This window comes from Microbacterium sp. LMC-P-041 (genome assembly GCF_030209555.1).
In the GTDB taxonomy this organism is placed as follows: domain Bacteria; phylum Actinomycetota; class Actinomycetes; order Actinomycetales; family Microbacteriaceae; genus Microbacterium.
Genome location: NZ_JARVRV010000006.1, coordinates 258,684 through 276,404 on the forward strand (window position 1 = coordinate 258,684; position 17,721 = coordinate 276,404).

At 69.7% G+C, this 17,721-nt stretch carries 17 protein-coding genes; 6 read left to right on the forward strand and 11 right to left on the reverse strand.

The window, feature by feature from the left end; translation table 11 throughout:
• Positions 1-2 precede the first annotated feature (2 nt).
• A complete protein-coding gene (locus QRN21_RS14075) occupies positions 3-1,001 on the forward strand; it encodes a LacI family DNA-binding transcriptional regulator (protein WP_053097606.1) in 999 nt (332 codons plus the stop codon).
• On the opposite strand, the gene QRN21_RS14080 is transcribed toward QRN21_RS14075, so the two are convergent.
• From QRN21_RS14080 to QRN21_RS14105, 6 genes are all read right to left on the reverse strand, one after another.
• Positions 979-1,866, reverse strand: coding sequence for a PaaX family transcriptional regulator (locus QRN21_RS14080; RefSeq protein ID WP_285364654.1), 888 nt, complete (start codon positions 1,864-1,866; stop codon positions 979-981). The two genes, QRN21_RS14075 and QRN21_RS14080, sit on opposite strands and share 23 nt — an antisense overlap.
• On the reverse strand, positions 1,856-3,121 hold the full coding sequence (locus tag QRN21_RS14085) for a kynureninase (protein WP_285364656.1): 1,266 nt from the start codon (positions 3,119-3,121) through the stop codon (positions 1,856-1,858). Before QRN21_RS14085 ends, QRN21_RS14080 begins: the two co-directional genes overlap by 11 nt.
• Before the next feature lies 1 nt (position 3,122).
• On the reverse strand, positions 3,123-4,181 hold the full coding sequence (locus QRN21_RS14090) for a hypothetical protein (RefSeq protein WP_285364659.1): 1,059 nt from the start codon (positions 4,179-4,181) through the stop codon (positions 3,123-3,125).
• Positions 4,181-5,035 carry a tryptophan 2,3-dioxygenase gene (locus QRN21_RS14095; RefSeq protein ID WP_053097603.1) on the reverse strand — a complete coding sequence of 285 codons (855 nt, stop codon included), beginning with the start codon at positions 5,033-5,035 and terminating at the stop codon, positions 4,181-4,183. The genes QRN21_RS14090 and QRN21_RS14095 overlap by 1 nt, the downstream gene beginning before the upstream one ends.
• A 98-nt stretch (positions 5,036-5,133) precedes the next feature.
• Positions 5,134-6,849: an amidase gene (locus QRN21_RS14100; RefSeq protein WP_285364662.1), complete on the reverse strand. Its 1,716-nt coding sequence runs from the start codon at positions 6,847-6,849 to the stop codon at positions 5,134-5,136.
• Positions 6,846-7,886, reverse strand: coding sequence for an agmatine deiminase family protein (locus tag QRN21_RS14105; protein ID WP_285364664.1), 1,041 nt, complete (start codon positions 7,884-7,886; stop codon positions 6,846-6,848). The genes QRN21_RS14100 and QRN21_RS14105 overlap by 4 nt, the downstream gene beginning before the upstream one ends.
• 91 nt (positions 7,887-7,977) lie before the next feature.
• On the opposite strand from QRN21_RS14105, the gene QRN21_RS14110 reads away from it, so the two are divergent.
• Together QRN21_RS14110 and QRN21_RS14115 are read left to right on the forward strand one after the other, a co-directional pair.
• A complete protein-coding gene (locus QRN21_RS14110; RefSeq protein ID WP_285364666.1) occupies positions 7,978-8,694 on the forward strand; it encodes a TetR/AcrR family transcriptional regulator in 717 nt (238 codons plus the stop codon).
• Between the two features lie 9 nt (positions 8,695-8,703).
• Entirely contained in the window at positions 8,704-10,077 is a 1,374-nt protein-coding gene (locus QRN21_RS14115) for a pyridoxal phosphate-dependent decarboxylase family protein (RefSeq protein ID WP_285364668.1), read from the forward strand.
• 41 nt (positions 10,078-10,118) lie between these two features.
• Here QRN21_RS14115 and QRN21_RS14120 read toward each other — a convergent pair whose 3' ends face one another.
• Together QRN21_RS14120 and QRN21_RS14125 are read right to left on the reverse strand one after the other, a co-directional pair.
• Positions 10,119-11,174 carry an alpha/beta hydrolase gene (locus QRN21_RS14120; RefSeq protein ID WP_285364670.1) on the reverse strand — a complete coding sequence of 352 codons (1,056 nt, stop codon included), beginning with the start codon at positions 11,172-11,174 and terminating at the stop codon, positions 10,119-10,121.
• A 108-nt stretch (positions 11,175-11,282) separates the two neighbouring features.
• Positions 11,283-11,807, reverse strand: a complete 525-nt coding sequence (locus QRN21_RS14125) for a TetR/AcrR family transcriptional regulator (RefSeq protein WP_053097597.1) — start codon at positions 11,805-11,807, stop codon at positions 11,283-11,285.
• Positions 11,808-11,889: 82 nt separating this feature from the next.
• Between QRN21_RS14125 and QRN21_RS14130 the strand changes: the two genes are divergently transcribed.
• Complete coding sequence (locus tag QRN21_RS14130) at positions 11,890-12,600, forward strand: MBL fold metallo-hydrolase (RefSeq protein WP_285364674.1); 711 nt, start codon at positions 11,890-11,892, stop codon at positions 12,598-12,600.
• On the opposite strand, the gene QRN21_RS14135 is transcribed toward QRN21_RS14130, so the two are convergent.
• The 3 genes from QRN21_RS14135 to QRN21_RS14145 are packed head-to-tail and all read right to left on the reverse strand — an operon-like array spanning position 12,597 to position 15,921.
• Complete coding sequence (locus QRN21_RS14135) at positions 12,597-13,148, reverse strand: cysteine hydrolase family protein (RefSeq protein ID WP_285364675.1); 552 nt, start codon at positions 13,146-13,148, stop codon at positions 12,597-12,599. The genes QRN21_RS14130 and QRN21_RS14135 overlap by 4 nt on opposite strands.
• A complete protein-coding gene (locus tag QRN21_RS14140; RefSeq protein ID WP_285364677.1) occupies positions 13,145-14,590 on the reverse strand; it encodes a purine-cytosine permease family protein in 1,446 nt (481 codons plus the stop codon). Before QRN21_RS14140 ends, QRN21_RS14135 begins: the two co-directional genes overlap by 4 nt.
• Before the next feature lie 47 nt (positions 14,591-14,637).
• Positions 14,638-15,921 (reverse strand): M18 family aminopeptidase, encoded by a 1,284-nt coding sequence (locus QRN21_RS14145; protein WP_285364679.1) that lies wholly within the window; start codon positions 15,919-15,921, stop codon positions 14,638-14,640.
• A 262-nt stretch (positions 15,922-16,183) separates the two neighbouring features.
• On the opposite strand from QRN21_RS14145, the gene QRN21_RS14150 reads away from it, so the two are divergent.
• Both QRN21_RS14150 and QRN21_RS14155 read left to right on the forward strand, forming a co-directional pair.
• A complete protein-coding gene (locus QRN21_RS14150; protein WP_285364682.1) occupies positions 16,184-17,047 on the forward strand; it encodes an EamA family transporter in 864 nt (287 codons plus the stop codon).
• A gap of 142 nt (positions 17,048-17,189) precedes the next feature.
• On the forward strand, positions 17,190-17,591 hold the full coding sequence (locus QRN21_RS14155; protein WP_261987849.1) for a GNAT family N-acetyltransferase: 402 nt from the start codon (positions 17,190-17,192) through the stop codon (positions 17,589-17,591).
• The last annotated feature ends 130 nt before the right edge of the window (positions 17,592-17,721 follow it).

Consider the following 17,721-nt stretch of genomic DNA (forward strand, 5'->3'; position numbering starts at 1 on the left):
TCATGGGGGCACGCACGACGATCCATGACGTCGCGAAAGCGGCGGGAGTGTCTGTGTCGACCGTCTCGAAGGCGGTGAACGGTCGGTACGGGATCGCGGATGCCACGGTGCAGCGCGTACTCGACGCGGTGAAGGAGCTCGGCTACGAGTCGAGCCTCGTGGCGAGCAGCATGCGCGCGCGGCGCACCGGTGTGATCGGCGTGCTGCTGGCGGACTTCGAACCCTTCAGCGCCGAGATCCTGAAGGGCGTCGGCTCGGCCGTGCACGACACCTCCTTCGATCTGCTCGCGTACAGCGGTTCCCACCTCGGCGCGGGCGACGGATGGGAACGCCGATCCCTGAGCAGGCTCTCCGGCACGCTGATCGACGCCGCGATCATGGTCACGCCCACGGTCGTCAGCGCCGGCACCGAGATCCCCGTCGTCGCGATCGATCCGCACACGGGCCGGGCCGACCTGCCCACGGTCGAGTCGGACAGCTTCGGAGGCGCGCTCGTCGCGACCAGACACCTCATCGAACTGGGCCACCGCCGCATCGGCTTCCTCGCCGGTCGCCCCGACCTGCGCTCCGCCGGGCTGCGCGACGCTGGGTATCGCAGGGCTCTGTCGGACGCGGGGATCCCCCTCGATCCGTCGCTGATCGGTGTCGGTCGCTACGAGCTCGACGCGACCAGGGAATCCGCTCGCATCATGCTGAGCGGCGACTCGCGTCCCACGGCGATCTTCGCCGCCAACGACCTCTCCGCGATCGCGGTCATCGATGTCGCCCACGAGCTCGGTCTGCGGGTGCCCGACGATCTGTCGGTGATCGGATTCGACGACGTGCCGGAGGCCACCAGAAGGGCGTTGCCGCTCACCACCATCCAGCAGCCGATGCGGCGACTCGGCGCGGTCGCGGCTGACATGGTGTTCACGCTGCTCGCGGGGCAGGAGGTCGACGAGATGCACGTGATCCTGCCGACGCGGCTGGTGGTGCGGGCTACGACCGCCCCGCCGCGGTGAGCTCGGCGCCGGTCGCGGAGCTTCCGGCCGCGGGGTGTCGCGTGACGTCGCGCACACGCCGCCACGCGGCATCCGACAGCTCTGTCGACAGCCTCTGGAACTCGGCGACGCTGCGCCGACCGGGCCACTCGGCCGGCAGCATCGACGGCGGCAGCCCCGGATCGACGTAGGGCAGCACTCGCCAGCGGTCGAGCAGCTGCACATACGCGGCGAACGGCGCGGTGGGCAGCGTCGCGAGCGAGGCCTGGAACGCGAGGTGCTCGGCGCGCAGCGACTCGAGGTCCCACCAGTCGGCGGCGGCCTCGGGCAGTGTGCGGGCCGTCGTCGGCGTGCCGGCCTGGAACAGGGTCACCCACTCGCTCGCTTCGAGGTCGTCGACGATCTCCTGCACCTCGCCCTGCAGATGCCCCGGACAGATCCACAGCGCAGGCGAGACGACACCCGCCCCGATCCACTGCAGGCGACGGCGAAGCTGGTGCCGGGTGGCTCGCGCGCTCTCGGGCATCGAGAACGAGATGAGGCACCAGCTGTCGGCATCCGTCATCTCGCGCATCTCGAAGATGCGCCGATCGCCGCGCTCGAGCATCGTCGCGGCATCCGGATTCAGCAGATACCCGGCCGCGTGCCTGCGCTCGGCGAGCAGCAGTCCCTTCTGCTTGAGACGGGTGACGCCGGTGCGCGCCTGCGCCGTGGGGATCCCGAGATCGCCGGCGAGGGCGACCAGGTCGGCCGTCGAGATCCAGCCGCCGAGAGGTCGCAGATACAGCCCGACCAGAGTGCGCAAGAGGGAGGCGGTGCTGCCGGGGCGCGCATCGATGTCATCGAGCACGGGGCCTGTGGTCGCCTCTGCGCGGTCAGCGGTCATGCGACTCCAGTGCGTCGCGCACGGCGAGGACGCCGGTGAGCGTCTCGACATACGACGTGCTGAGAGGGGAGAGCCCCAGACGGATGCCGTCGGGGAAGCGGAAGTCGGGGATGATGCCGTCGGCCCACAGTCGCTGCGTCACCGCGCGGAAGTCGGGGTGGCCGATGGTCACGTGGCTTCCGCGCTGTGCGGCGTCGCGGGTGCTGAGCAGGCGCACGCCGAGAGGCGCGAGCACCTCGTCGTGGGCGCGGACCGCGAAATCGGTGAGCGAGAGCGACTTCTCACGGATCGCCTCGACCGACGCCTGCTCGATGAGGTCGAGCATGCCCTGCATCGCGAGCATCGAGGTGATCGGGGGAGTGCCGCTGAGCAGCTGACGGATGTCGCCGGCCGGTTCGTACTGCGGACCCATCGCGAAGATGTCGGCGGCGCTCCACCACCCCTGGATCGGCTGGCGCAGCACGCCCTGATGCTCGCGCCGCAGGAAGGCGAACGCGGGGGAGCCGGGGCCGCCGTTGAGGTACTTGTAGGTGCACCCGACGGCCATGTCGACGCCCCAGTCGTCGAGCTGCATGGGGATCACGCCGGCCGAGTGGCACAGATCCCACATCATCAGCGCGCCGACCTCGTGCACCGCGGTGGTGATCGCCGGCATATCGGCGAGGGCGCCGGAGCGGTAGTCGACGTGGCTCAGCGACACGAGCGCCGTCTTCGCAGAGATCGCAGCGACCACATCGGCCATCTGCACCCCGAGCACCGGATCGGGCTCGATCCACCGCACCGTCATGCCGGTCTCGGCGGCGACGCCCTCGGCCATGAACCGGTCGGTCGGGAAGTTGCCCGCCTCGATGACGAGCTCGGTGCGCGAGGGGTCGGCGGCGGCGGCCGCGCGCATCAGCTTGTAGATCAGCACGCTGGTCGAGTCGGCGACCACGGTCTGACCCGCGGCGGCGCCGAGGGTGACACGTCCGATGCGATCGCCGAGCTCCATCGGAAGGGCCATCCACTGCTCGTCCCACGAGCGGATCAGGCGGGTGCCCCAGTCGTCGCGCACGAATGCGGCGAGCTTCTCGGGGGTGTCCTTCAGGGGCCGGCCGAGCGAGTTGCCGTCGAGGTAGGCGCCGACGCCGGGCGCTTCGGCGAAGGCGGAGAGGTGCGAGTGCAGCGGATCGGCCGCGTCGAGAGCCTGCGCGAGGTCGAGGAGGGTGCTGTCGGCGGTCGGAGCGGCGGTCGTGGTCTCGGGTGAGTCGGTCATGTCATGCCTTCAGATCGGCGCTGGTCAGCGGGCGGGCGAGTGTCGGGTCGGCGTCGGTGCCGGGGAGCCTCAGGAGCAGAGCGGCGGGATCGAGCGGGTCCTGTGGCGCGAGAGCGCGCAGGAGGTCATCGCCCGCGATGCCTGCCTCGCGGAGCGCTGCGAGCTCGGCGGGGTTCAGGCCCACGGGCGTCGGACCGTTGCCCATGTCGGTGCCGTAGAGCACCATTCCGCCGGCGGCGTGGAAGCGGCGGACGTTGTCGACCGCGGTGGCTCGCTCGTCGCTGTCTGCATCGTGGATCGCGAGCGTCGAGATCCACGAGACGGATGCCGCCTGTCGGGCGATCTCGTCGTCGGCGAGCCCTTCGGTGAACGGTGCATGGGCGAGACGGGCGGCCCCGAGGCGAGCGGCGCGCTGCGCCAGGCCCGGTCCCTCGGCATGGGCGACCACGGACAGCCTGCGGGCCGAGGCGGCGTCGACGATCGTGCGGAACAGGTCGTCGTCGAAGACGGGGCCTGCGGTGGCGTTGCTCGCCACCTTGATGCAGGATGCTCCGGCATCCGCCATCGCGGTGACGGCCGCGCGCGCCGTCTCTGCGTCCGTGATCTCGCGGAAGGATCCTGTGGGGGCCCAGTCGCGGTCACTCGGGTACCCGCCGACGGGAGTGAGGAATGCGCCGGCGAAGTCGACCTGGACACGGTGCGAGGCGTCGGTTCGCCGGAACTCCGGAATCCCCGCGTCGGCTCGGCGGACATCCGCATAATCCGGGATGGTGTGGCGCAGATCTCCAAAGTCGTGGGGCGACGATGCCCGGGACAGCGGTTCGATGACGGCCGGGTCCGCCCCGAGGTCGACCACGCGGCCCAGGGTCGAGCTCGCGAGCAGCGTGTGGTCGACGAGCTGAAGGTGCACGTGGTGGTCGGTGAAGCCGCCGATGAGCACGCCGGCCAGACGGGGCAGATCGCGGGCGGGAGGCTCGGCGCGGAGCCGCATCCGCTCGCCGTCGCGGTCGATGATGCCGTCGCGCCATCCTTCGCCGTCGAAGAAGGTCGCCGCGTGCATCAGCCGCCGATCTCGGTGCGCACGGTGTAGAGCTCGGGGAAGAACGTCAGGTCGAGGGCGCGCTGCAGGAAGCCGACTCCGCTCGAGCCGCCGGTGCCGACCTTCATGCCGATCGTGCGCGCGACGGTCTTGAGGTGACGGAAGCGCCAGAACTGGAAGTTGTCCTCGAGATCGACGAGGTCTTCGCACGCTTCATACAGATCCCAGTGCTGCTGGTGGTTCTGGTAGATCTCGCGGATGGCCGGCACGAGTGCGGGCGTCTCGCGGTAGGGGAGACGCACGTCCCGGTCGAGGATCTCGGTCGGGATCGGGAGGCCGCGTCGCGAGGCGTAGCGCAGGAACTCGTCATAGAGCGTCGGCTTGTGCCATTCGGCGGTGAGCAGCGCGAGGTTCGCGGGGTGGTCGCTGAAGACGCTCAGCATCTTCTCGTTCTTGTTGCCCAGCGCGAACTCGACGGCGCGGTACTGCACCGACTGGAAGCCGGAGGAATTGCCGAGCGCTCCGCGGAACTGCGCGTACTCGGTGGGCGTGAGCGTCGCGAGGATCGCCCACTGCTGGGTCATGACGTCCTGGATGCGCTTGACGCGCGCGACCCTCTTCAGCGCCTCACGGAGGTCGTCGCTCGCGAGCAGCTGGCGTGCGGACGACAGCTCGTGCAGCAGCTGCTTGAGCCAGAGCTCGGTCGTCTGGTGCTGGATGATGAACAGCAGCTCATCATGGTGCTCCGGGACGCTGACGGGATTCTGGGCGGTGAGCAGCTGGTCGAGCGACAGATACGACCCGTACGTCATGCGTCCGGACAGATCGGTGACGATGCCGGCCTCGAGCTCGCGCTCGTTGTTCTCGGTGCTCATAGGTCGCTTCCTGTCGTGACGGACAGGAAGAACATATAACAATCGTGGCGAGCGTCACAATGGTGAAATGTCGCGCGGTGGGACCGGCTCCGCCGAGGTCAAAGCCTCGGCGTGCGCAGCGGGGGAGTACGCCGCTCGCCGGGTGCGCCGACGGCTTCGAACCCGGCCGCGAGTCGCAGCAGCGACGAGTCGTCGTAGGCGCGGCCGGCGAACGTCAGGCCGATCGGCGTGCCGATGTCGGCCATCAGACCCATCGGCACCGTCACGGTCGGAATGCCGAGATGACGGATGGTCAGGTTGCCGTTCGCGATCCAGGTGCCGTTGCGCCAGCCGAGGTCGGCGGATGACTCGTTCACATCCATGTCAGCCGGCCCGACGTCGGCCACCGCGGGGAAGACGACCGCGTCGAGCTCGAGCTCGTCCATCCACTGCTCGAGGTCGACCCGGCGGGTCTCCTCGAGTCCGCGGAGGCCGTCCGGCAGCTCGGGCATGTCCTCGAATCCGACGCCGGGGTTCTCGCGCACCCATTCCGGGTACTCGGCGATGTCGTCGTCGAAGCCGGTGTAGCGGTCGGGCAGCGCACCCTCAGGGTGGGGGAAGATCGATGCCCCGTCGACCTCCGCGAGAGTGTGCAGCCGCGGGTCGCCGTTCGCCTGCAGGAAATCCTCCCAGGCCCAGGCCGACAGGTCGACGATCTCGCGGTGCAGGTACTCCGGCGTGACGAGCCCGCGGGTGGCGATGGTCGGGGCGCCGGGTCGATCGCCCTCGTAGTTCGACACCACCGGGAAGTCCACGTCGACGACCGTCGCGCCGGCCGCCTCGAGGCTCCGTCGGGCCGCCTGCCACCGGTCGATCACGGACGGACGCGTCGCGATGCGCCGGCCGGTCGGGCCGCCGATGCCCGGATCGTCGGCGGTGCCCGCGTCGGAGTCGGCGTTGATGTACATGCGCGGGATTCCGATGCGAGCGCCGTCGAGAGCTGCCGCCGCATCGGTGGAGAGCGCGCGGTACGACGCGGGGCGGACCTCGGAGGACTGCGGCAGTGACACCCACGGCTGTGCGCGCCAGAAATCGCCGCGGACCTCGGCGTCGTCGGCGACGATCACATCGAGCACCTCGAGAAGATCGGCCAGAGTGCGGGTGTGCGGCACGACGACATCCATCGTCGGCACGAGCGGCCAGTTGCCCCGCGTCGAGATGACGCCTCGTGAGGGCGTGTAGGCGCACAGGGCGTTGTTCGTGGCCGGGCCGCGACCGCTCGACCAGGTCTCCTCGCCCAGACCGAACGCGCCGAAGCTGGCAGCCGTCGCCGTGCCCGAGCCGTTCGACGACCCGGAGGCGAAGGGCGCGGTGAGGAAGTCGGCGTTGTAGGGGCTCTCGGCGCGGCCGTAGACGCCGCGCTGCATGCCGCCGTTCGCCATCGGCGGCATGTTGGTCAGCCCGAGGCAGATCGCGCCTCCCGACCGCAGGCGCTCGATCGTGAACGCGTCGCGCTGCGCGACGAGGTCGGCGAAGGCGGGGCTGCCGGCGGCCGCCGTGAGCCCTCGCACGAGATAACTGTCTTTCGCCGTGTACGGGATGCCGTCGAGCGGCCCCCGCGTCTCGCCACGGGCACGTCTCGCGTCCGATGCCTCGGCCTCCGTGCGCGCCTCGGGATTCGCGACGACGATCGCGTTCAGAGCCGTGTCCGTATCGGGGCCGTCGTAGGCGGCGATGCGCGCGAGGTAGGCGTCGACCAGTTCGACGGAGGTGGCAGCGCCCGTCTCCAGCGCTCGTCGCAGGTCGGCGATCGAGGCCTCGACCACGTCGATCATGCGGACACCCCCACACTCGGCTGCTGCTGGGTGATGCAGTGGATGCCGCCGCCGCGGTCGAACAGCGGGCGCGCGTCGACGGTGACGACCCGGCGGCCGGGATAGACGTCGGCGAGGATGGCCCTCGCGGCGGCATCCGCCTTCTCGTCGCCGAACCCGCACGCGACGACGCCGTCGTTGGTGACCAGATGGTTGACGTAGCTCCAGTCCACGAACCCCTCGCCGTCGCGCAGGGTCGCGGGCGCGGGCAGGTCGACGATCTCGAAGCGGCGACCGGCGGCATCGGTCTGATCGCCGAGGTGCGCGCGCAGCTCGCGGGTGACCTCGTGGTCGGGGTGCGCGGGATCCTGCTGATCGTGCAGCAGCAGCCGACCGGGGGAGACGATCGTCGCCACGATGTCGACGTGGCCGTTCGTGCCGAAGTCGTCGTAGTCGCGGGTGAGGCCCCGGGGCAGCCACACGGCCTTCGAGGTGCCGAGAGTGCGGGCCATCTCGGCCTCGACGCGGGCCTTGTCGGCGTAGGGGTTGCGGCGCGGATCGAGCTGCACGGTCTCGGTGAGCAGCACGGTGCCCTCGCCGTCGACGTGGATTCCGCCGCCCTCGTTGACGAGGGTCGAGCTCACGAGCTCGGCGTCGACGGCCCCGGCGATGATGCGCGCGTGCTGCGCCGCCTTCTGCCACTGCGCCCAGGCCGGTGCGCCCCACCCGTTGAAGATCCAGTCCACCGCGCCGAGCACGCCGGGTCGCTCGTCGTCGATGACGAACGTCGGCCCGGAGTCGCGCATCCAGAACTCGTCGACCGGCGCCTCGACGATGTCGATGGCACCGCTGAGCATCCGCCGGGCGCGGGCGATCTCCGCCGGGTCGACGATCATCGTGACCGGCTCGAACTCGGCGACCGCATGGGCGACGGCGGTCCAGGTCTCGTAGCCCTCGTCGCGCTCGGCCGCCGTCTCGCCGAGCGTCGGCCCCTCGGCGGGGAACGCCATCCAGGTGCGGTCGTGCGGTGCGGTCTCGGCGGGCATGTGCCAGGCCATGGTTGTCTCCCTCGCTGCTGATCACGACCTCGGCAACGAGAGTCGCCGTCGCTATTGAACACGCGATCAACGAGTGATACGGTAACCCGTGATGAAGACCACGTCAAGAGCCGCCGCACCGCGCAGGCTGCCGCCGGAGGAGCGCGAACGCTCGATCCTCGACGGCGCCGTATCGCTCGCCTCGGAGAGCGGCCTCGAGGCCCTCACCGTGCGAGCCGTCGCTGCGCGGGTCGGCGTCACACCCGCTCTCGTCGCCCACTACCGGCCCGTGATGGAGTCGTTCGTCGCCGAGGTCTTCACGACGATCGTCGCGGCCGAGCGCGAAGAGGTCATCTCCTCCTACGACCCGACTGTCGACCTGCGCACGAATCTGCTGCGTCTCATCGAGACGCTGCTCGACGACTCGCGCGACGACGTGGCGATGGTGTGGGTGCAGTCGTGGGCGCTCGGAGCCCGCAACGAGGCGCTCGGCACCCGGGTGCGCACCGAGATGGACCTCTGGCACCGCGCCCTCGAAGACCTCATCGCCCGGGCGATCGCCGAAGATCCGGCAGTGCGGGTCGATCCCGATTCGTCGGCGTGGATGCTGCTCGCCATGGTCGACGGGATGAGCGCCCACTCGCTCGTGCACTGGGCGCCGCGCGATCGGGCGGCACTCGCTCGCCGCACCCTCTCCGCCGTGCTCGATGTCCCCGTGACGGACGTTCCGGAGCCCTCCGTTCCGGTGTCGGACGATCTCGAGCCCGCCGCAGCACGACGGGCAGTACAGCCCGCACAGCCCGCACAGCCCGCAGAAACCCTCAGGTAAGGACAGCTCATGGGAGCAGAACGCATGCACGCGGCCTCGGCCGAATCGACGGCGATCGTCGATGCAGTGCTCGACTACTCGCGCCGGCGGATGCTCGCGGCCGATGTGCCGCTCGACAAGCCCCAGTCGCCCGCCGAGCTCGACCGTCTGGTCGGCACGACGATCACCGATGCGGGTCTCGGATCGCAGCGGGCGCTCAGCGTGTTCGAGCACATCCTCGCTCCCGCCTGCCTGACGACGAGCCACCCGGCGTATCTGTCGTTCATCCCGACGGCGCCGACCATCGCGTCGATCGCGTTCGACCTCGTGGTCTCGGCATCCGGCCTCTATGGCGGCAGCTGGCTCGAGGGCGCAGGAGCCGTGCACGCCGAGAACGAGGTGCTGTCGTTCCTCGCCTCCGAGTTCGGCCTTCCCGACACCGCGGGCGGGGTGTTCGTGCAGGGTGGCACGATCGGCAACCTGTCGGCACTCGTCGCGGCGCGCGAGGCGGCGAAGGCGAAGCTGCTCGACGCGGGCAAGGAGCTGCCTCGTCGCTGGAAGATCGTGTGCAGCGTCGAGGCGCACTCCTCGAACAAGTCGGCGGCGAAGGTCATGGACGCCGACGTGCTGCTCGTGCCGGCCGGAGACGACGGCGTGCTGAGGGCGGACGCGGTGCGCGACGCACTCGCCGAGCACGGCGACGAGATCTGCGCTGTGGTCGCCACCGGCGGCTCGACCAACTTCGGCATCGTCGACGACATCGCCGGCATCGCCGCGCTGAAGGACGAGTTCGACTTCTGGCTGCACATCGACGGCGCGTACGGGCTGACCGCCATGCTGGCCCCCGAGGCTCGGGGTGTCTTCGCCGGGGTGGAGCGCGCCGACTCGGTGATCGTCGATCCGCACAAGTGGCTGTTCGCGCCCTTCGACTGCTGCGCGCTGATCTACCGCGACCCCGATGCGGGTCGTCGCGCGCACACCCAGCACGCCGAATACCTCGACACGCTCACCGACGCGGGCGACTTCAGCCCGTCGGACTACTCGATCCAGCTCACCCGGCGCCCCCGGGGGTTGCCGCTCTGGTTCTCGCTCGCGACGTACGGGGTGACGGCGTATCGCGAGGCCGTGAGCGCGACGCTCGCTCTGACGCAGCGGATCGCCGCCGAGATCGCCGCGCGGCCCGAGCTTCGTCTCGTGCGCGACCCCCAGCTGTCGGTCGTCGTCTTCGAACGCGAGGGCTGGGAACGCGGCGACTACGACCGGTGGTCCGATGAGCTCCTCGACTCGCAGCGCGCGTTCGTCGTGCCGAGCTCGCACGGAGGCCGCCCGAACACCCGCTTCGCGATCCTCAATCCGCTCACCACGTTCGGCGACCTCGTCGGCATCCTCGACACGATGAAGTAGGCAGCGGGACACGAAAGACGGCCCACGCCGACCCCGCCCGGTCAGCGGGTGGTGTGCGCGTCCAGGAAGTCGATGGTCTTCTGCAGGGCCGTCTGCGCATCCGGCATGTCGAGATGGAACTGGTATTCGTGGGGCAGCTGCGGCTCGTGCGGCGCAGGCCAGAAGAGGGTCGTCACGTCGACGCCGAGCGCGTCGAGCCGCTGGGCCATGGGGATCGACTGCAGCCAGGTGAGACCGTCGCCGTTGCCGCCCGAGATGTAGGTCGTCGGGAAGTCCTCGGTGACCCAGTCGATCGTCGACATCGTGGCACCGGTCGAGTCCTCGGCCCAGGTCTTGGTGCCTGAGTACGCCCACATCGAGGTCTTCAGCCCCCAACCGGCGATGCCGTCGAGCGTCGCGAGTGCGGCCAGGTCGTAGACGCCGCAGTTCAGCACGGTCGCCACCACCTGCTCGGCCTCGAGCGCCGGGGTGACGTCCATGATCTCGGCGTAGTCGGGGCTCGTGATGAGCGTCGCCATCTGACTGGCCAGCTGACCTCCGGCGGAGTCGCCCGCGAGCACGATCCGGGTCGGGTCGACGCCCAGCTCGTCGGCGTGCGCGTCGATGTAGGCGAGCGCGTCGTTGAGCTGGTGCACGGCGAGCGGATACACCCCTTCGGGTCCGATCGTGTAGTTCACGGCGATGGTCGTGTAGCCCTCCGCAGCGAGGATCCGCATGTACGGGTCGACGTTCTCCTTCGATCCCGAGATCCAGGCGCCGCCGTGAATCCAGACGACGGTCGGAAGCGGGCCCGTGGCGGATGCCGGTGTGAAGACGTCCATCGTGGTGTCGGCGCCTCCGTCCGCATACGCGAGATCGAGTTTCTCGGTGAGTTCGGTGTCGGGCACGTGCTTGTCCATCTCGGCGGCAGTCTCGTCGCCGCCCCGGGTGAACACCGCGCGGATGGCCATCGCGGACGGCCAGGGGGTGAGCGCGCCGATGATCGTCACCACGGCGACGACGATCAGCACGATTCCGACCGCCACCTTCGTGCGATGCCAGGGGCGACGACCCTTCGTCGGGTGGACGGATCCGTCGTCGTGCGCGCTCGCGGTCATGGAAACCCCTCTCCGCGCATCATCTTGGCAGTATTCCGGTTGCTCTTCGGCGCAGCCGCTCGCCGAGCGGTGAGATCGGCAGGCCACCGAGCGGGGTGCTCCGACCTCTCAGGCGGTCAGTCCCGCGAGTATGCGCTCCACCGCGTAGTCGAACGCCTCGTCGACGTCGCCGCCCAGACGGAAGGCTCCGGCGAGTTCCATCTGCAGGAACCCGGTCGCCCAGGAGGTGAAGAGCCGGGCCGCATCGAGCGCCCGATCCGGCCCGACGAGAGCGGCGCATGAGCGCAGCACCGGAACAGACGTCCGGTGCAGGGCGTCTTCGGGCGCGGAGGCGGTGAACAGCAGGCGGAACGCGTGCGGGCGTTCGTGCGCGAAGGTGCGGTAGGCGGAGGCGAGGAGGGGGAGCTCGTCGCCTGCGGCGTCGAGCCTGACCGTCAGCGCGTCGGCCGAGGCCTCCGCCACTGCGGAGAGCAGAGCGTCACGATCGCGGATCCGCTTGTAGAGGGAAGGTGCGCGGACGCCCACCCGCTCGGCGACCGCCTGCATGGTGAGTCCCGCGGGTCCGGCGGATTCGAGGATGTCGCGACCGGCGTCGATGATGGCCGCCAGCGAGGTTCGTTCGGGGGTCGGCATCCGGGTCTCCTTCATGGCTATTGACATTAGCTATGATAGCTACGTAGGCTAGCCATCATAAGCCACCGCGAAGGGAACGGCCATGAAGCTCGCACCGCACCTGCATCGACTCGGCAACGACATCGTCGCGTCATACCTCATCGATCTGCCCGAGGGGATCACGCTCGTCGACGCCGGGCTGCCCGGCCACTGGAACGATCTGCAGCGCACCCTCACAGAACTGGGGCGCCCGCTCTCCGACATCCGGGGTCTCGTCCTGACCCACGGCGACAGCGACCACATCGGGTTCGCCGAGCGGCTGCGCAGCGAAGCAGACGTGCCGATCTTCATCCACAGCGCCGACGCGCACCGCGTGCGCACGGGTGAGAAGCCGAAGACCCCGATGGGACCCGCTCGCGTCGGTCCACTGCTCGGCTTCCTCGCCTACGGCGTGCGCAAGAACGGGCTGCGCACGCGCCATGTCACCGACGTCATGACGGTCGCCGACGGCGAGGCGCTCGGCCTGCCGGGATCTCCGGTCATCATCGGGATGCCGGGACACTCGCCGGGCAGCATCGCGGTGCACATTCCCGCAGCGGACGCGGTGTTCGTCGGCGACGCCCTCACCACGCGCCATGTGCTGACGGGGCAGGTCGGTCCTCAGCCCGCGCCGTTCACGGATGAGCCGACCGAGGCCATCGCGTCTCTCGACAGGCTGGCCGCCGTGTCGGCATCATGGGTGCTGCCCGGGCACGGAGCTCCGTGGCGGGGGTCGCCCGCCGACATCGCGGCCGCGGTGCGCGCGGGGAGCTAGAGCCCCGACAACACGGAGGCGGTGTCGCTGATCGTGATCTGCGGCGGGTAGAGACCCATCACCTGCATCGCGGCCGCATGATTCTCCGCCGTCGATCCCGCGCAGGCATTGCCGACCACGGTGACGTGCGCTCCGGCATCCGCTGCGGCCAGTGCGGTCGAGATGACGCAGCAGTCGGTCGCGACACCCGTCAGCACGACGTGCGCCCCTCGGCCGACGACCGCCTCGATCTCTGCGCCCCACTTGCCGAAGGTCGGCAGGTCGAGAGTCGGATGCGGCGACAGCCCGGCCGCGTCGGGGACGAGGTCGAACAGTGGATCCGTCGGCGGCTGGTCGGCGAACGGCCACGCGGCGAAGTAGGCGCCCCACGAGGTCGAGCGGTCTGCCGTCGGCATCCAGCGCGTCACGATCACGCGGTCGCCGAAGGCCGTGGCCAGCTCGCGGATGCGCGGCATCGTGTCGGCGAAGAACGGCGATCCCCACGCAGATCCGGGCGACGCGAAGATCTGCTGAGGGTCGATCACGATCAGCCAGGGACCGTCGCTCACGCCGAGGCCTCCTGCGCGCGGATCTTTCCGGCCCGGGCGAACCAGGTCACGACGAACGACAGGACGAGGGCGAAGAAGACGCCGAGGTTGGCATAGGCCCAGTCGCCGTCGACACCCCCGACGAGGCCGAGCAGGTAGCCCTGCCAGTTGTTCCACGGCGCCGCATCCGCGAATCCGTTGAGCACGAAGCCCCAGCCGATCACGCTCGCGATCACCATCGTGCCGATCGAGATCCAGTCCCACGCGCCGTAGCGGCCGCGGCTGTCGAAGAGCGCCTCGTCGTCGTAGTCCTTCTTGCGACGCAGGATGTCGGCGATCAGGATGCCGGCCCATGCCGCCAGCGGCACGCCCAGCGTGATGAGGAAGCTCTGGAACGGACCGAGGAAGTCGGTCGCGAAGAACACCACGTAGATCGTGCCGATCGTGAGGATCACGCCGTCGATCGCCGCCGCGGACGGGCGGGGGATGCGGATGCCGAGGCTCAGCAGCGTGAGGCCCGAGGAGTAGATGCCCAGCACCGCGCCGGAGACGAGCGCCAGCACGGCGGTGAGCAGGAACGGAACGAGCACCCAGATGGGCAGGATCGTCGCGAGCGCGCCGATCGGGTCGGCGGCGATCGCCGCGCTGAGCTCGTCGTCGGATCCGGCGAGCAGCAGACCGAAGATGACGAGGATCACGGGAGCCACCGAGCCGCCGATCGTGTTCCACAGGACGATCGCCCCGTCGGATGCCGTGCGCTTCTGGTACCGCGACCAGTCGGCGGCGATGTTGATCCAGCCGAGGCCGAAGCCGGTCATGACCATGACGAGTGCGCCGGTGACCTGGCCGATCCCGCCGTCCGGACGCGCGAGGACGGCCGCCATGTCGATGCTCGGAGCGGCGAGGACGATGTAGAGCACCGTCACGATGCCGGTGACCCAGGTGAGCACCGACTGCAGCTTCATGATCGTGTGATAGCCGAGCACGGATGCCGCGACGATGAGCGCGGCGACGATCACGGTGGCGGTGATCTTCAGCGCGATGCTGTCGCCGTCACCGCCGAGCTGCGTGATGACGGTGGCCGTGGCGAGCACGGCCATGATCGCGAGGAACGTCTCCCAGCCGATCGACGTCAGCCACGAGACGATGCCCGGAACCTTCTGCCCCTGCACGCCGAACGCCGCACGGGACAGCACCATGGTGGGCGCCGAACCGCGCTTGCCGGCGATCGCGATCAGTCCGCACAGCAGGAACGACACGACGATGCCGATGATCGACACGAGGGTCGCCTGCCAGAACGAGATGCCGAAGCCCAGCACGAACGAGCCGTACGACATGCCGAACACCGAGACGTTCGCCGCGAACCACGGCCAGAAGAGGTCGCTCGGCTTCGCGGTGCGCTCGGATTCGGGGATGATCTCGATGCCCGCGCGCTCGATGAGAGCAGGCTTGATGTCCGTCATGCCATCATCCTGGCACTGCGCAGGGCCCGCGAGGGCGTCGGCAGGGCTCAGCCGGCGAAGAAAGCTCCGGCGACGCGGGTGAGGTCGTGCAGGTCCGAGACGCCGGCGAGCTCGCGCGCCGAGTGCATCGACAGGATCGGGATGCCGACGTCGACCGTGCGGATGCCGAGACGCGTGGCCGTGATCGGGCCGATCGTCGAGCCGCACGGCACGTTGTTGTTCGACACGAACTCCTGCGTGACCACGTCGGCGGTCTCGCACCAGCCGCGCCAGGCGGCGGAGCCGACGGCATCCGTCGCATAGCGCTGGTTGGCGTTGAGCTTGAGGATCGGTCCCGAGCCGAGCACCGGCTGCACGACGGGGTCGTGCTTGTGCACGTAGTTCGGGTGCACCGAGTGGCCCACGTCGCTCGACAGGCACCACGACGCGGAGAACGCGCGTCGACGCTCGGAGGCGTCGGCGCCGAGCGCGTCGTAGACGCGGCCGAGGATGTCTTCGAGCAGGGGGCCGCCCGCGCCGGAGCGGGAGCTGGAGCCCAGTTCTTCATGGTCGAACGCCGCGAGGATCGCGATCGGTCCGCTGACTGCCGTATCGATCTTCTCGAGCGCGACGACGCCGGCGTGCACCGAGGCGAGGTCGTCGAGTCGGCCGGAAGCGAAGAACGCGCGGTCCTTGCCGAAGATCGCGCCGCGCGCTGTGTCGGAGATCACGACGTCGTAACCGCGGATGTCGGATGCCGAGACGCCGGCCGAACCGGCGAGCTCGGCCAGGATGTCCTCCTGGGTCGGGTCGCCGAGGCCCCAGACCGGCTGCGTCTGGAACTGCTTGTCGAGCGCGAGGCCCGTGTTCGCCTCGCGGTCGAGGTGGATCGCGAGCTGGGGAAGCCGCAGCAGCGCTCCCGTGTCGGCGAGCACCACGCGTCCGTCGGCGAGGGCCAGCCGTCCGGCGAGACGCAGCTCGCGGTCGAGCCACGAGCTCAGCAGCGGACCGCCGTACACCTCGACGGCCGCCTGCAGCCAGCCCCTCGAACCGGTCGTCGGCTGCGGCTTGAGCTTGAAGCCGGGGGAGTCGGTGTGAGCACCCAGGATGTGAGCGGGCGTGGTCGCGGTGGCGTCCCCCGGAACCGTCCACGCGATCGCGGCACCGTCTCGTACGACGACATAGCGTCCGCCGGGGGCGACATCCCAGGCCTGATCCTCTTCGAGCCGCGTGAAACCGGCATCCGCGAGGCGCCTGGCCACCTCGGCGGCGGCGTGATAGCTCGAGGGCGAGGCGGCGACGAAGTCGGCGAGATCCTCGGCGTGGGCGAGAGCGTCCGGGGTGACGGGCATGAGCGACCTTCCTGGAGGGGCGGTCCTTCGATCGTAATCGGCGACTCGATGCGCGATCTCCGCGACGGTCGGATGGCGGTCGTTCACCTTCTCGTCACCATCGGCCGGTACGGTCGATCTCGATAGCGCCTAGGGTTCCGGGGTTCGTCCCGTCTGGTCCGAGCGGCGCCACGGTGCTCCTCCGCAGGAGCGCCGTCATCTGACAGGACAAAAGCCCGGAGGACCCTGTTCGTCGCGCCCGCGAAGAACGGAAGGGTCTCTGATGTCCGCTCTCGCCTTCGCTCTCGTCCTCGCCGCAGCCGTCACGCACGCCGCATGGAACATCATCGCCCACGGCGTGAGCCGCGCAGGGACGCCGTTCCTCTGGTGGGGGGCCGTGGGAGGAACCGCCGTCTGGATCGGGGTCGTGCCGTTCACCGGCGGGCTCGGTACCGACGACGTGCTGGCGTTCCTGCTCGGCGTCGGAGTCTCCGGTGTGCTGCACGTCGCCTACATGGCGGTGCTGCAACGCGGATATCGCGAAGGCAACCTCTCGACCGTCTACGCGACGGCTCGGGGCACCGGGCCGTTCCTCTCTGTGATCGTCGCCGTGCTGGTGCTCGGGGAGCGCCCGTCGGCCCTCGCGCTCACCGGCGTCGCGGCGATCATCCTCGGAGTCGTCGCGATCGGTCTCGTCGACCGAGGACGCGCCGACCGGTCGCGTCGCCTGGATCCCGGGCTCGTGTTCGGTCTGCTCACCGGCGTCGCGATCGCGGTCTACACGATCTGGGACGCCAACGCCGTGCGCACGTGGCACCTCTCGCCCGTCGCCTTCATGGTGGGGACGATGCTGCTCGAGATCCCGTTCTACTCGCTCGGCGTCCGAGGCCGATGGGCGGCCGTTCGCGCGCTCGGCCGCACGCAGTGGAAGCGCATCGTGGCGTTCAGCATCCTGTCGCCGCTCTCGTACATCCTGGTGCTCACGGCCATCCAGATCGCTCCGGTCGCACTGGTCGCGCCGCTGCGCGAGGTCAGCGTCGTGCTGGTCAGCCTGTTCGGTGTCTTCGCCCTGAAGGAGAGCAGGCCCGGATGGCGTCTCGCCGCGTCCGCGGTCGTCGCGGGCGGGATCGTGCTGCTCGCGCTGTAGCGGTGGTTCTGCGGCGGTGGTTCTGTGGTCGTGGTCGTGGTCGTGGTCGCGGTCGCTCCGGGTGCGTGGCCTGCGTGATTGTATGGATGCTGTGTGCGCCGGGTGGAGTCTTCGAGAGAGCAGTCGGTCGGATGCGCACTGGATGTCGGAGCTGCGAGCGATCGTCATGCGCGCCGATCTGGAGCGTCTCGGACGCTTCGACCCGGTGCGTGTGCGGCAGCGGTTCCTCGATGGGTTCGTCCCGCAGAACACGCGAGTGATCGTGGTTGCCGGGCAGGACGTGGGCCTCATCGCGGTGAGGCCCGAGAGCGACGCGGTGTGGATCGAGCACTTCTACCTCGATCCCGCTCAGCAGGGCCGCGGCCTCGGCTCCGCGGTGCTGGCGGACGCCTTGGAGACGCGTCATGCGGGCGATGACCGGCCGTTCCGCCTCAATGTGCTGCAGGGCAGTCCGGCGCGACGGCTGTACGAGAGGCACGGCTTCGAACTCGAGAGCGAAGACGCGGTCGACGTCTTCATGAAGGCCGAGCCGCTCCGGCGCTGATCGGGTGCCCCGTGACGGGTGCTTCGTGGCGGGGTCTCGTTCCTCGTGTCTGGGTCCTTGTTCCTCGTTCCTCGTTTCTCGTTCCTCTTGTCTCTTCCTCGTTCCTCGTTTCTCGTTCCTCGTTCCTCGT